Source organism: Rhizobium sp. NZLR11, assembly GCF_019685115.1.
Taxonomy (GTDB): Bacteria; Pseudomonadota; Alphaproteobacteria; order Rhizobiales; family Rhizobiaceae; genus Rhizobium.
Genome location: NZ_JABDWD010000010.1, coordinates 200,388 through 214,169, shown reverse-complemented (window position 1 = coordinate 214,169; position 13,782 = coordinate 200,388). Strand labels below are relative to the sequence as shown.

At 61.2% G+C, this 13,782-nt stretch carries 12 protein-coding genes; 6 read left to right on the top strand and 6 right to left on the bottom strand.

Annotated features, from left to right (window positions below):
* Positions 1-10 precede the first annotated feature (10 nt).
* Positions 11-3,784 (top strand): methionine synthase, encoded by a 3,774-nt coding sequence (gene metH / locus HJB83_RS19185; protein ID WP_221149870.1) that lies wholly within the window; start codon positions 11-13, stop codon positions 3,782-3,784.
* 95 nt (positions 3,785-3,879) lie between these two features.
* On the opposite strand, the gene HJB83_RS19180 is transcribed toward metH, so the two are convergent.
* From HJB83_RS19180 to HJB83_RS19165, 4 genes are read right to left on the bottom strand one after another with little or no spacing between them, the layout of a single operon-like run.
* Positions 3,880-4,308 (bottom strand): hypothetical protein, encoded by a 429-nt coding sequence (locus HJB83_RS19180; RefSeq protein WP_207581179.1) that lies wholly within the window; start codon positions 4,306-4,308, stop codon positions 3,880-3,882.
* 6 nt (positions 4,309-4,314) lie between these two features.
* Positions 4,315-4,569 (bottom strand): type II toxin-antitoxin system prevent-host-death family antitoxin, encoded by a 255-nt coding sequence (locus HJB83_RS19175; RefSeq protein ID WP_207581178.1) that lies wholly within the window; start codon positions 4,567-4,569, stop codon positions 4,315-4,317.
* Positions 4,570-4,628: 59 nt separating this feature from the next.
* A complete protein-coding gene (locus tag HJB83_RS19170) occupies positions 4,629-5,393 on the bottom strand; it encodes a GntR family transcriptional regulator (protein ID WP_207581177.1) in 765 nt (254 codons plus the stop codon).
* Entirely contained in the window at positions 5,390-6,274 is an 885-nt protein-coding gene (locus HJB83_RS19165; RefSeq protein WP_221132109.1) for an N-acetylglucosamine kinase, read from the bottom strand. Before HJB83_RS19165 ends, HJB83_RS19170 begins: the two co-directional genes overlap by 4 nt.
* Before the next feature lie 523 nt (positions 6,275-6,797).
* Between HJB83_RS19165 and HJB83_RS19160 the strand changes: the two genes are divergently transcribed.
* The 5 genes from HJB83_RS19160 to HJB83_RS19140 all read left to right on the top strand — a co-directional run bounded on the left by HJB83_RS19160 (position 6,798) and on the right by HJB83_RS19140 (position 12,148).
* The gene (locus tag HJB83_RS19160; protein WP_221115819.1) at positions 6,798-8,057 is read left to right on the top strand and encodes an ABC transporter substrate-binding protein; all 1,260 of its coding nucleotides are present in this window, start codon (positions 6,798-6,800) and stop codon (positions 8,055-8,057) included.
* A 221-nt stretch (positions 8,058-8,278) separates the two neighbouring features.
* A complete protein-coding gene (locus HJB83_RS19155; protein WP_207581174.1) occupies positions 8,279-9,226 on the top strand; it encodes a carbohydrate ABC transporter permease in 948 nt (315 codons plus the stop codon).
* Between the two features lie 9 nt (positions 9,227-9,235).
* A complete protein-coding gene (locus HJB83_RS19150) occupies positions 9,236-10,075 on the top strand; it encodes a carbohydrate ABC transporter permease (RefSeq protein ID WP_221132108.1) in 840 nt (279 codons plus the stop codon).
* Complete coding sequence (locus HJB83_RS19145) at positions 10,072-11,136, top strand: Gfo/Idh/MocA family protein (protein ID WP_221132107.1); 1,065 nt, start codon at positions 10,072-10,074, stop codon at positions 11,134-11,136. The genes HJB83_RS19150 and HJB83_RS19145 overlap by 4 nt, the downstream gene beginning before the upstream one ends.
* 10 nt (positions 11,137-11,146) lie before the next feature.
* Entirely contained in the window at positions 11,147-12,148 is a 1,002-nt protein-coding gene (locus HJB83_RS19140; protein ID WP_221115817.1) for an ABC transporter ATP-binding protein, read from the top strand.
* 69 nt (positions 12,149-12,217) lie between these two features.
* Here the strand turns inward: HJB83_RS19140 and HJB83_RS19135 are convergent, their stop codons facing one another.
* Together HJB83_RS19135 and HJB83_RS19130 are read right to left on the bottom strand one after the other, a co-directional pair.
* Positions 12,218-12,523, bottom strand: a complete 306-nt coding sequence (locus HJB83_RS19135) for an NIPSNAP family protein (protein ID WP_003541496.1) — start codon at positions 12,521-12,523, stop codon at positions 12,218-12,220.
* 194 nt (positions 12,524-12,717) lie between these two features.
* Complete coding sequence (locus HJB83_RS19130; RefSeq protein ID WP_207581170.1) at positions 12,718-13,779, bottom strand: ABC transporter ATP-binding protein; 1,062 nt, start codon at positions 13,777-13,779, stop codon at positions 12,718-12,720.
* Between the last annotated feature and the right edge of the window lie 3 nt (positions 13,780-13,782).

Genomic DNA, 13,782 nt, shown 5'->3' with positions numbered 1-13,782 from the left:
GAGCCCTCCCGTGTTTGACAACCTCTTTGGTCCGGAAACGGGCAAACGTGACGGCAATGAAGTTTTTGCAGCTTTGAGACAGGCTGCGAGCGAGCGCATCCTTGTTCTCGACGGCGCCATGGGCACTCAGATCCAGGGGCTCGGCTATGACGAAGACCAGTTCCGCGGAACGCGCTTCATCGGCTGCGCCTGCCACCAGAAGGGCAATAACGACCTTCTGATCCTGACCCAGCCAGATGCGATCGAAGAGATCCATTACCGATACGCCAAGGCCGGCGCCGATATTCTCGAGACCAACACCTTCTCCTCGACCCGCATCGCGCAGGCCGATTACGCGATGGAAGGCGCGGTCTACGACCTCAACAAGGAAGGCGCCGAGATCGTGCGCCGGGCAGCACAGCGCGCCGAGCGCGAGGATGGCCGCCGCCGTTTCGTCGCCGGCGCCATCGGACCGACCAACCGCACCGCCTCGATCTCACCCGACGTCAACAATCCCGGTTTTCGCGCCGTGAGCTTCGACGATCTGCGCATTGCCTATGGCGAGCAGATCGACGGGCTGATCGACGGCGGCGCCGACATCATCCTGATCGAAACGATCTTCGACACGCTGAACGCCAAGGCGGCGATCTTTGCCTGCGAGGAGCGCTTCGAGGTCAAGGGCGTGCGCCTGCCGGTGATGATCTCCGGCACGATCACCGACCTTTCCGGCCGCACCCTGTCCGGCCAGACGCCATCGGCCTTCTGGAACTCGGTGCGCCACGCCAATCCCTTCACGATCGGCCTCAACTGCGCGCTCGGCGCCAACGCGATGCGCCCGCATCTGCAGGAGCTTTCCGGCGTCGCCGACACCTTCATCTGCGCCTATCCGAATGCCGGCCTGCCGAACGAATTCGGCCAGTACGACGAAACGCCGGAGCTGATGGCGGCGCAGATCGACAGCTTCGCCCGCGAAGGCCTGGTCAATATCGTCGGCGGCTGCTGCGGCTCGACGCCTGAACATATCAGGGCAATCGCCGAGACCGTCGCCAAGTACAAGCCACGTGCGATTCCCGAGCATCGCCCCTTCATGTCGCTGTCGGGTCTCGAACCTTTCGAGCTGACCAAGGACATTCCCTTCGTCAATGTCGGCGAGCGCACCAACGTCACCGGCTCGGCCCGCTTCCGCAAGCTGATCACCAATGCCGATTACACCGCAGCGCTCGATGTGGCGCGCGACCAGGTCGAGAACGGCGCGCAGGTGATCGACATCAACATGGACGAGGGGCTGATCGATTCCGAGAAGGCGATGGTCGAGTTCCTCAACCTGATCGCCGCCGAGCCCGATATCGCCCGCGTGCCCGTGATGATCGACTCGTCGAAGTTCTCGATCATCGAATCCGGCTTGAAGCGCGTTCAGGGCAAGCCGATCGTCAATTCGATCTCGCTGAAGGAAGGCGAGGAGAATTTCCTCGCCCAGGCGCGGCTGTTGCACAATTACGGTGCGGCCGTCGTCGTCATGGCCTTCGACGAGACGGGGCAGGCGGACAGCTACGAGCGCAAGGTGGAGATATGCACACGCGCCTATAAGCTTTTGACTGCAAAGATCGGTTTCCCGCCCGAGGACATCATCTTCGACCCGAACATTTTCGCGGTCGCGACCGGCATTGAAGAGCACAATAATTACGGCGTCGACTTCATCGAGGCGACGCGGACGATCCGCGAGCGCATGCCGCTGGTGCATATCTCGGGCGGCGTCTCCAACCTGTCCTTCTCGTTCCGTGGCAATGAGCCGGTGCGCGAGGCGATGCACGCCGTGTTCCTCTACCACGCCATCCAGGCGGGTATGGACATGGGCATCGTCAATGCCGGCCAGCTTGCCGTCTACGACAATATCGATCCGGAACTGCGCGAGGCCTGCGAAGACGTGGTGCTGAACCGCCGTCCCGATGGCACCGAGCGACTGCTCGAAGTGGCCGAGCGCTTCCGTGGCGCCGGCGCCAGGGAGGGCCGGGTCCAGGACCTCTCCTGGCGCGAATGGAGCGTCGAAAAGCGCCTCGAACATGCGCTGGTCAACGGCATCACCGAATATATCGAAGCCGATACCGAGGAGGCGCGCCTGCAGGCTGCCCGGCCGCTGCATGTCATCGAGGGACCGCTGATGGCCGGCATGAACGTCGTCGGCGATCTGTTCGGCTCGGGCAAGATGTTCCTGCCGCAGGTGGTCAAGTCGGCGCGCGTCATGAAGCAGGCGGTCGCCGTGCTGCTGCCCTACATGGAAGAGGAAAAGCGCCTCAACGGCGGCGAGGAACGTCGCTCGGCCGGCAAGATCCTGATGGCGACCGTCAAGGGCGACGTGCACGATATCGGCAAGAACATCGTCGGCGTCGTGCTTGCCTGCAACAATTACGAGATCGTCGACCTCGGTGTCATGGTGCCGGCGACGAAGATTCTCGAAACGGCGATTGCCGAAAAGGTCGACATCATCGGACTTTCAGGCCTGATCACCCCGTCGCTCGACGAGATGGTACACGTCGCGGCCGAAATGGAGCGGCAGGGTTTCGAGATCCCGCTTTTGATCGGCGGGGCGACGACCAGCCGCGTACATACGGCCGTGAAGATCCATCCGGGCTACAACAAGGGGCAGGCGGTCTACGTCACCGATGCGAGCCGCGCCGTCGGCGTCGTCTCGGCGCTGCTGTCGCCGGAGGCACGCCAAGGCTATGTCGACGATATGAGAGCCGAATATGCCAAGGTGGCGGCCGCCCACGCGCGCAGCGAAGCCGAGAAGGTGCGCCTGCCATTGCCGCGGGCCCGCGAGAATGCGCATAAGGTCGATTGGTCCGGCTACCAGCCGACGAAGCCGCAATTCTTCGGCACGCAGGTGTTCGAGGATTACGATCTGGGCGAGCTTGCCAGATATATCGACTGGACGCCGTTCTTCCAGACCTGGGAACTGCGCGGCCGCTACCCCGCCATTCTCGAGGACGAGAAGCAGGGCGAGGCAGCCCGCGCGCTCTGGGCCGATGCGCAGGCGATGCTCAAGAAGATCATCGACGAGAAGTGGTTCCGCCCGCGCGCCGTCATCGGTTTCTGGCCAGCCGGTGCTGTCGGCGACGACATCCGCCTGTTCACGGACGAGAGCCGCAGCCAGGAGCTCGCCACCTTCTACACGCTGCGCCAGCAGCTTTCGAAGCGGGACGGGCGGCCGAACGTGGCGCTCTCCGATTTCGTCGCGCCGGTTTCGAGCGGCGTGCAGGATTATGTCGGCGGCTTCGTGGTGACGGCCGGGATCGAGGAGATCGCCATCGCCGAACGCTTCGCGCGGGCGAATGATGATTATTCCTCGATCCTCGTCAAGGCGCTGGCCGACCGCTTCGCCGAAGCGTTTGCCGAGCGCATGCATGAGCAGGTGCGGCGCGAATACTGGGGTTATGCGAAGGACGAGACGCTTAGCAAAGAGGATCTGATCACCGAAGCCTATGCCGGTATCCGCCCGGCGCCCGGTTATCCCGCCCAGCCGGATCACACCGAAAAGGCAACGCTCTTCACGCTGCTCGATGCGGAGACGGCGGCCGGTGTGAAGTTGACGGAGAGCTATGCGATGTGGCCCGGTTCCTCGGTCTCCGGCCTCTATATCGGCCACCCCGACTCCTATTATTTCGGCGTCGCCAAGGTGGAGCGCGATCAGGTGGAAGACTATGCCAAGCGCAAGGGTATGGCGGTTTCCGAAATCGAGCGCTGGCTCGGACCGGTGCTCAACTACGTGCCGCGCAAGACGGGCGAAGAGATCGAAGACGCGGCGTGAGAAGCTGCCTGCGTTGTAACACTTTGCTTTGGGAAACAATGAAGCCGGACAGTGATTCACTTTCCGGCTTCATGCGTTTGAAAATGAACGTGTAATCAGCGGTGGACGGAATCGCTCCTCCTGGATTTGGCAAGATCAAGAAATTTCGCCTTGATCGTTGCGAAAAGCCCGGGCGGGATGAAGCCGTAGGCGAATATCCCCTCGCTGCCTGGCACGGGCGAAAGCCCGCCATTCGGCCATTCGTCGATGTTATGTTCGGAGACGATGACCCAACTCGGAGCGTCGTCCAGACCGATTGCGTGCTTCACCTTTGGCGGGATTTCTATTCCGACCGTTTCGCCGGACGGCGGCGTGTGCGTGATCGGCAGCAGAATGACGTAGCGGGGATTGGCTAGACTATCGCTTGCCGCGACGAGGCAGGCGGGCCTGTCCTTGCCTTGATCGCGACCCGCCGATGCTTCGCGCAACCACAGGTAATCATAGCGCACGACGAGGCCGGGCTTCGGTTCGGGAATTGACCCCATGATGCGTTATTTCAGTAGTTCATCGAGGGGTGTGTGGGCAGCATCCATCTCCGCTCTTTCGACGGCATCGATGACAACGGACAAGGCATCGGCTGTCCTATGAGTCCGTTGCGCAGCGGCCTTCAGCCAATCATACTGCTCGGCTGACATCAGCACAAATTCACGGCGGCCATGACGCGTGATCTCGACGGGTTCGCGTTGCGCTTGATGCTGAAACTCGCCGAATTTTCGCTGAAATTCCAGAGCCGTGGTCCGTGCCATGAGAAGTCTCCCAACGTTGATCTCCGAACTATACGTATAATTTGGATAAGTTCAAGCCGTCAGGTCACCCCGATCGTCAGCTCGGCGACGAAATCATAGGCGTCGCCGCGATAAAGCGAGCGGGTGAATTCTACGGCGCGGCCGGAGCCGAGATAGGAGATACGTTCGATCGACAGGCCGGCGGCGCCGACGGAGACGCCGAGAAGCTGGGCGTCGGCTTCCTTCATGTTGGTCGCCGAAATGCGCTGCACGGCGCGCACGGGCCGGACCTGCAGGCGTTCGAGCTCGGCGTAGAGCGAATTGGTGACGGCGGACGGATCGGGCAGGAATTCGCCAGAGACGCTGGCATTTTCGATCGCCAGCGGCTGCTCGTCGGCGATTCGCAGGCGAGAGAGGCGCGAAACCTTCACGTCCGTGCCGAGGCCAAGGATCATCATCTCGTCCGGCGAGGGGGTGTGAACGCCCTTGTGCAGCCATTCGGAGCGGGAGGACATGCCGCGCCTCGCCATGTCCTCGGTGAAGGAGGTGAGCTGCGACAGGCGCTGCTCGACCCTGGAGACCGGCTTGGCGACGAAGGTGCCCGAACCGTGGCGGCGCACCAGCAGGCCGTCAGCGACGAGCTCGTCGATCGCCTTGCGCACGGTAACGCGGCTGACGGCGGCGAATTCGGCGATATCGCGTTCCGGCGGCAGCGCATCGCCGTGACCGAGCGTTCCGGTGCGCACGGCTTCTTCGAGCCTGCGGCGCAGCTTGACGTAGAGCGGGCCCGTGCCTGCTGCCTGCAGGCGCTCCAGGGACAGTAGGGTGGCGAGGTCGTCGGTCATGCCGCACCTCTCTGCCTGTCGTTGAGGAGCTTCACCGCAAGTTCCACCGCACCCTGCAGGGCATCGCCCTTCGGCCTGGCAAGCCGTGACCTATAGCGTTCGGAAAGCCACGGTTCATAAGCTTCCGCAAGCCCGCCAAGCAGGCAGATCGACGGGCAATCCGGCCAGAGCAACGCGTCCAGGCTTTCGCCGATTGCCGTTGCCGCATCCGTGACGATGCCGATCGCGACGGCATCGCCCTTGGCCGCATGGTCGAATACGATGGGCGCGTAACGGGCAAAATCCGTCGGTCTTGCCGAATGTGCGAATTCGACGATGCGTACGGGATCGTTGCCGTATTCGGCCATGACCGCTTCGGTGAGCGGCGACGCCGGGCGCACGCTGTCATGGGCAAGTAGCGATCGTTCCATGAGATCGCGGCCGAGACGGGCGCCGCTTGCCTGGTCGCCGACAATAAAGCCCCAGCCGCCGATGCCGTTCAGCCGGCCGTTCCTGCGGGCATTATAGACCGTACCTGTGCCAAAGGCGCCGACGATGCCGTCGGCATCGCCGAGTGCCCCCTGCAGGGCAATCAGCGCATCGGTGACAACTAGGCCTTCGGCAAAGGGCAGGGCTTCTTCGATCCGCCTGCCGTAATCGCCGACATTGGCGCCGGCGACGCCGACGACCGATGCAACGGAGGAGATGGTTTCAGCGGCCAGGCCCGCGTCGCGCAGCGCCTGCCGGGCGGATTCGACGATATTGAGAAGGGAGTTTTCCAGATCGGACAGGATGTTGGCAGGGCCTGATTTGCCACGGCCGATGATATTGCCATCTCTGTCCGCGACAGCCGCCCGGCAGCTCGTTCCGCCGCCGTCTATGCCGATTGCAAGCTCTGTCATCGGGCCTCCGAATACGCCGTTCCCCATGTTTTTTATTACAATACCAAAAAAATACCATTTACCAAGTGGGAATGGTAGAAAAAATATGTCTTTTTATCATATTGATATTATTGAATAAAATTTTTTAGTGATTTTAATCTAGCCGAAAAGTTAAATTCGGCTGGACAATTGGTATTTTGTTGGCCTTAATTCGTCAAAAGGGAACAGCACATCGAAGCCCACGAAAACCGGCAGCGAAACCAAGCCGGAACCGCTTCGAGGATGATCGAGAGAACAACCCGTCGGCCGACAGGCTGGTGGCGAAGCTCAGACATCCATCGGCTTTCCCATCAATTTGCCGCGCCCGATGCAAGTCGCCGGAGGCGGCCCGGCCGCAGGCAATCGCCTTCGCGGTCATCGAGCTTTCGGGGCCGGCAGTCGCTGGCGGTCCTCCAAGGGGCATTGGGTGTTTCCTCGGGCACACCAACTGCTTGTTTCAGATCGAAAACAGCGCCTTCCGGCGCTTAAAACACAGGAGAGGGAAATGAAAAACACTGCTCTGAAAAGCTTGCTACTTGCCTCCAGCCTGCTGAGTTCAGCGGGCCTCGTCCATGCCGCCGACGTCACGCTGACGGTCGAAAGCTGGCGTAACGACGACCTGCAGATCTGGCAGGAGAAGATCATCCCGGCCTTCGAAGCGAAGAACCCGGGCATCAAGATCGTCTTCTCGCCGACCGCGCCGACCGAATACAATGCGTCGCTGAACGCCAAGCTCGATGCCGGCTCCGCAGGCGATATCATCACCTGCCGCCCGTTCGATGCCTCGCTTGAACTCTTCAACAAGAAGCAGCTCGCCGACATCACCAGCCTGCCGGGCATGGAAAACTTCTCGCCGGTCGCCAAGGCCGCCTGGAGCACCGACGACGGCAAGTCGACCTTCTGCGTGCCGATGGCTTCGGTCATCCACGGCTTCATCTACAACAAGGATGCCTTCGACAAGCTCGGCATCTCCGTGCCGAAGACGCAGGACGAGTTCTACGCGGCGCTCGACAAGATCAAGGCCGATGGCACCTACATTCCGCTTGCCATGGGCACGAAGGACCTCTGGGAAGCCGCCACCATGGGCTACCAGAATATCGGCCCGAACTACTGGAAGGGCGAGGACGGCCGCGCCGCCCTGATCTCCGGCAAGGAAAAGTTGACCGACGCCGACTGGGTCAAGCCCTATGAAGAGCTTGCTAAGTGGAAGCCTTATCTCGGCGACGGTTTCGAAGCGCAGACCTACTCCGACAGCCAGAACCTCTTCACGCTCGGCCGTGCGGCGATCTATCCGGCCGGTTCGTGGGAAATCTCGTTGTTCAACAGCCAGGCCCAGTTCAAGATGGGCGCCTTCCCGCCGCCGATTCCGAAGGCCGGCGACACGGGCTACATCTCCGACCACCCCGATATCGGCGTCGCGCTAAACGCGAAGAGCACCCATGCAGAAGAAGCCAAGAAGTTCTTGAGCTGGGTCGCTTCGCCTGAATTCGCCGATATCTATGCGAATTCGCTGCCGGGCTTCTTCAGCCTGAACTCCAACCCGGTGAAGATGTCCGATCCGCTTGCTCAGGAATTCGTTTCCTGGCGCGGCCCGTACAAGTCGACCGTGCGCTCGACCTACCAGATCCTGTCGCGCGGCAAGCCGAACCTGGAAAACGAGACCTGGGTTGAATCGGCCAATGTGATCAACGGTACGGATACGCCGCAGGTCGCTGCCGAGAAGCTCCAGAAGGGCCTCGACAGCTGGTACAAGCCGGCCAAGTGAATGGTGTGGAGGGGCCGCGTTTGCTGCCCCTCCCATCCGGCCTGCCTTCCGCTTTCTCCGCACTTCAGGGGAGAAGGAGACTCGCAAGGACCTTCCAGCCCGACATGGCATCCAAGCAGGGCGCGTTGCCCCTTCCCTCAGGCGGAGAGAGGGTTGGGGAAGGCGAAACGTTTTCCATCTGTGCTGCCCTTGCAGCCAGTCGACAAGAACAGGCAAAAGCCATGAGCGAAAACCACAACGCGGTCGATATCGTTCCGATCAAGCGCCCGGTGCGCTGGCATATTTTCGTCTTTATGCTGCCGGCGATCATCGTCTATTCCGCCATCATGGTCCTGCCGCTCATCGAAACGCTCCGGCTTTCACTCTACAATACGATCGACGGGCAGCCGGCCTTCGTCGGCCTTGCGAATTTCGAGGTTCTGTTCGGCGATCCGCGCTGGGCGCATGATTTCTGGAACGCGCTGGTCAACAACCTTGTCTTCTTCGTCATCCACATGTGTGTGCAGAACCCGATCGGCGTGGCGCTTGCCGCCCTGCTTTCGGTGCCGAAGCTACGCGGCGTCGCCTTTTACCGCACGGCGATATTCCTTCCGACGCTGCTCTCCTTCGTGATCGTCGGCTTTATCTGGAAGCTGATCCTTTCGCCGATCTGGGGCGTGGCGCCCTGGATGCTCGATCTCATCGGGTTGAAATTCCTGTTCGCGCCCTGGCTCGGCAAGCCCGGCTCGGCGCTGATTGCCGTGTCGCTTATCTCGAATTGGCAATATATCGGCATTCCGATGATGCTGATCTATGCCGCATTGCTCAGCATCCCCGAAGAGGTGATCGAGGCGGCCGAATGCGACGGCATCACCGGCTGGGCGCAATTCTGGAAGATCAAGCTGCCGCTCATCCTGCCGGCGATCGGCATCATCTCGATCCTGACTTTCGTCGGCAATTTCAACGCTTTCGACCTGATCTACACCGTGCAGGGCGCCCTCGCCGGGCCTGACATGTCGACCGACATTCTCGGCACGCTGCTCTACCGCACATTCTTCGGTTTCCAGCTTCAGCTCGGCGATCGCTCGATGGGCGCGACGATCGCCACGGTGATGTTCCTCATCATCCTCGCCGGCGTCTCGCTTTATCTCTTCGTCATCCAGCGGCGCATGCGTCGCTACCAATTCTGAGGAGCGGGCATGTCCAAGGCACGCACATCTCCCATTCGCACCGGCCTCATGCATCTGGCGCTTGGCGCCTATACGCTGGTCGCGCTGTTTCCTGTTTTCCTGACCATCGTCAACTCGTTCAAGGATCGCGCCTCGATCTTCCGCGAGCCGCTGATGGTGCCGACGCCGTCAACCTTCAGCCTCGTCGGCTATCAGACGGTGCTCGGCCAGGGCGATTTCGCCACCTATTTTCAGAATAGCTTCATTGTCACGATCGTCTCGATCCTGCTGGTGCTGCTCTTCGGTGCGATGGCGGCCTTTGCGCTCTCTGAATACCGTTTCCGCGGCAATATGCTGCTCGGGCTCTACATGGCGATCGGAATCATGATCCCGATCCGTCTCGGCACGGTGGCGATCCTGCAGGGCATGGTGGCCGCCGGCCTGGTCAATACGCTGACGGCGTTGATCCTCGTCTATACCGCGCAGGGCATACCGCTGGCGATTTTCATCCTGTCGGAATTCATGCGCACGGTTTCGGACGATCTCAAGAATGCCGGGCGCATCGATGGGCTTTCCGAATATGCGATCTTCTTCCGGCTGGTGCTGCCGCTAGTGCGGCCAGCCATGGCAACGGTCGCGGTCTTCACCATGATTCCGATCTGGAACGATCTCTGGTTCCCGCTAATTCTGGCGCCCTCCGAGGCCACCAAAACGGTCACGCTCGGCTCGCAGATCTTCATCGGCCAGTTCGTCACCAACTGGAATGCGGTGCTGGCGGCGCTGTCGCTGGCGATCCTGCCGATCCTCGTCCTTTACGTCATCTTCTCGCGGCAACTGATCCGCGGCATCACGTCAGGAGCCGTCAAGTGAGCCAATCCGATAAACCGATCCGGGTCCTCGTTGCCGGCCTCGGCAATATGGGCCGCAGTCATGCGCTCGCCTATCACAACAATCCCGGCTTCGAGATCGTCGGTATGGTCAACCGCTCGACGCCGAAGCTGGAGCCCGAGCTGCAGGCCTATAGGATCTATCCCGATTTTACGACGGCGCTCGCCGAGCTGAAGCCGGACCTCTGCTCGATCAACACCTATTCCGACAGCCATGCCGATTATGCCGTCGCCGCCTTCGAGGCTGGCTGCGACGTCTTCGTCGAGAAGCCGCTGGCGACCACCGTCACCGATGCCGAGCGCGTCGTGGCGGCCGCCAGGAAGGCAGGCCGTAAGCTGGTGATCGGTTATATCCTTCGCCATCACCCTTCCTGGACGAGGCTGATCGAAGAAGCGCGCAAGCTCGGCCCGCCTTATGTCTTCCGCATGAACCTCAACCAGCAGTCCAGCGGCCCGACCTGGGCGACCCACAAGTCGCTGATGCGCACGACCTCGCCGATCGTTGATTGCGGCGTGCATTATGTCGACGTGATGTGCCAGATCACTGATGCCATGGCCGTCGAAGTGCGCGGTATGGGGCTGCGGCTATCCGAGGAAATCGCCGCCGATATGTATAATTACGGTCAGCTGCAGGTGCTGTTCGAGGACGGTTCGGTCGGCTGGTACGAGGCAGGCTGGGGCCCGATGATCTCGGAGACCGCCTTCTTCGTGAAGGATGTGATGTCGCCGAAGGGCGCAGTGTCGATCGTCATGGATCCGAACGCCAAGTCCGACGATATCGACACCCATACTAAGACCTCGGTGATCCGTCTGCATACCGCCGAAACCGGCCCGGACGGCAAATTCATCCGGCCCGACCAGGACATGAGGATGACGGGCGAGCCCGGTCATCAGGCGCTCTGCGACCTGGAACAGGCCTTCGTGCTGAGGGCGATCCGTGAGGATCTGAACCTCGATCGCCATATGGCGGATGCGGTGGCGTCGCTGCGCATCTGCCTTGCCGCCGACGAGAGCGTGCGTACCGGCCAGCCGGTCAGATTGTAAGGGAAAATCAGTGGGATCGCTTCAACTCAAATCCATCCGCAAGACCTATGGCACGCATGAGGTGCTGAAAGGCATCGACCTCGAGGTCAAGGACGGCGAATTCGTCATCTTCGTCGGGCCGTCGGGCTGCGGGAAATCGACGCTGTTGCGTAGCATCGCTGGCCTCGAAGACGTCACCTCGGGCGCTGTCGTCATCAACGGCCGAGATGAGACGCTGACGCCGCCGGCCAAGCGCGGCATCGCCATGGTATTCCAATCCTATGCGCTCTATCCACATCTGACGGTCAAGGACAATATGGGGCTCGGCCTCAAACAGGCCGGCACCGCCAAGGACGAGATCGAAAGGCGCGTCGGCAAGGCGTCGGGCATGTTGTCGCTGGAGCCCTATCTGGCGCGCCGGCCGGCGGAGCTTTCCGGCGGCCAGCGCCAGCGCGTCGCGATCGGCCGCGCCATCGTGCGCGAACCGGAACTTTTCCTGTTCGACGAGCCGCTATCGAACCTCGATGCGGCGCTACGCGTCCAGACCCGGCTCGAAATCGCCCGGCTGCACCGCAGCCTGAAGGCGACGATGATCTACGTCACCCACGATCAGGTCGAGGCGATGACGCTTGCCGACAAGATCGTCGTCTTGAACGCGGGCGCGATCGAGCAGATCGGTTCGCCGATGGAACTCTACAAACGACCGGCCAATGTTTTCGTCGCCGGCTTCATCGGCTCGCCGCAGATGAATTTTATTGCGGCGGAGAAGGTTGGCGATCACAGCGCCAAGACGATCGGCGTGCGTCCCGAACACATGACGCTGTCGCGCGAGCAGGGGACTTGGGCTGCGAAGGTCGTGCATGTCGAGCATCTCGGCGCCGACACGATCATCTATCTGGAATCCGACCAGTGCGGCCTGCTGACGGCCCGTCTCTTCGGCGAGCACCAGTACGAGCCGGACGAGATCGTCTATGCGACGCCGGACCAGGCGCATGTGCACCGCTTCGATGTGGACGACCAGGCGATCCGCTGAGCGCATGACAGAATGAAAGCCCTGCCAGCGTGCGGGCTTTTCATTTCCAGTGGCCGTGTGCCGGTTCGGTCAGCCGAGCAGGGGCCGCATGAAGCTACGTTCATAGCTGACGATACTGCGGTTGCGTTTGTCGAGCTCGAAAGCGGCCTGACATTCTGGATCGCTTGCCATGCGCGTACGGTAGTCCTCGTAGGCGGCCAGGCTCGGGAAGGAAAACAATGCAACGGCAATGTTGTTGGCGCCTTCGGATGGCAGGAAATAACCGTGATGGGTGCCGCCCATCCTGTTGACGATCGGAATCCAGAGCCGGGCATATTCCTCGAATTCGGCAAGCTTGTACGGATCGATCACATAACGCAGGTGGCAGGTAATCATTGACATATCCCATCGCGTAAAATGCAGTGCGGAGTGCCGCGCGGTTCATTTGATTTGCTCAACTTCTGGCAGCGAGCTTAAAGAGTTCAAGTGCTTTGTGGTGATGGCTGCATCACGTTTGTTGACAATTCGGCAGGACTGAAATGAAAAAGGCGCCGTTTCGCGGCGCCTTTTGCTTGAGCTGTTTGGCGAACTCAGTCGCGGATGATCAGCAGGTCGGCTGCCATGAAGCGCAGTGTCACGGTTTCGCCGGCCTGCGGCGGGGTGGTGCCCGGGCTGTTGAACATGTCGAAGGAGATGACGTTGCCGCCGACATTCATGCGGGTGCGGATGACCGACCCCAGGAAGTGGGCCGAGACGACGTGACCGGTCAGCGCAGTATCGCTTCTGACGCTGTCGGAGAGCGAGCCGGCCTCCGGGCGCAGCGCCAGCGAGATGGTTTCGCCGGCCTTGTGGGCTGCGACCGACTGTTTCAGCGTGATGTTCTGATCACCGATCTGGATGCGGTTGGCATCGGGGTCGACGACCTTGGCCTCGATGAGGTTCAGCGTGCCGACGAAAGAGGCGACGAAGCGCGTTGCCGGCGCATTGTAGATCTCGAACGGCGAACCGATCTGGTCGGCTTTGCCGGCATTCATGACGACGATGCGGTCGGAGATCGACAGGGCCTCTTCCTGGTCATGGGTAACGAAAACAGTGGTGATGCCGAGCTGCTGCTGGATCTGGCGGATTTCCTCGCGCAGCGACACGCGGATCTTGGCGTCGAGTGCGGAGAGCGGCTCGTCGAGCAACAGTACCTGTGGCTTGACGGCAAGCGCGCGGGCAAGGGCGACACGCTGCTGCTGGCCGCCCGACAGCTGATAGGGAAAGCGGTCGGCCAGGTGATCGAGCTTAATCAGGCCGAGCATTTCCTTGACGCGGGCATCGATCTCAGGCTTCGGGGCGCCGGCGACCTTGAGGCCGAAGGCGACATTGTCGTGCACCGTCATGTTGGGAAAAAGCGCGTAGGCCTGGAACACCATGCCGATATTACGCTGGTTCGGCTTCAGCGCGCTCTGATCCTTGCCGTTGATGGTCAGCGTACCGCCGGTCGGCGTTTCGAAGCCGGCGATCATGCGCAGGACGGTCGTCTTGCCACAGCCGGACGGTCCGAGGAAGGAGACGAATTCACCTTTCTCGATGTTCATGTTGAAGTTTTTGACGACCTGAACCGGGCCGAAGGATTTTTGAATGTTGGTCAGCGTGAGAAAAGACATGAG

Coding starts and splice junctions, on each gene's coding strand:
- HJB83_RS19180 (WP_207581179.1), bottom strand. CDS start 4,308: ATGGGGTCAATTCCCGAACCGAAGCCCGGCCTCGTCGTGCGCTATGAT.
- HJB83_RS19175 (WP_207581178.1), bottom strand. CDS start 4,569: ATGGCACGGACCACGGCTCTGGAATTTCAGCGAAAATTCGGCGAGTTT.
- HJB83_RS19165 (WP_221132109.1), bottom strand. CDS start 6,274: ATGACAGAGCTTGCAATCGGCATAGACGGCGGCGGAACGAGCTGCCGG.
- HJB83_RS19135 (WP_003541496.1), bottom strand. CDS start 12,523: ATGATTACCTGCCACCTGCGTTATGTGATCGATCCGTACAAGCTTGCC.
- HJB83_RS19160 (WP_221115819.1), top strand. CDS start 6,798: ATGAAAAACACTGCTCTGAAAAGCTTGCTACTTGCCTCCAGCCTGCTG.
- HJB83_RS19150 (WP_221132108.1), top strand. CDS start 9,236: ATGTCCAAGGCACGCACATCTCCCATTCGCACCGGCCTCATGCATCTG.
- HJB83_RS19130 (WP_207581170.1), bottom strand. CDS start 13,779: ATGTCTTTTCTCACGCTGACCAACATTCAAAAATCCTTCGGCCCGGTT.
- HJB83_RS19170 (WP_207581177.1), bottom strand. CDS start 5,393: ATGACCGACGACCTCGCCACCCTACTGTCCCTGGAGCGCCTGCAGGCA.
- HJB83_RS19155 (WP_207581174.1), top strand. CDS start 8,279: ATGAGCGAAAACCACAACGCGGTCGATATCGTTCCGATCAAGCGCCCG.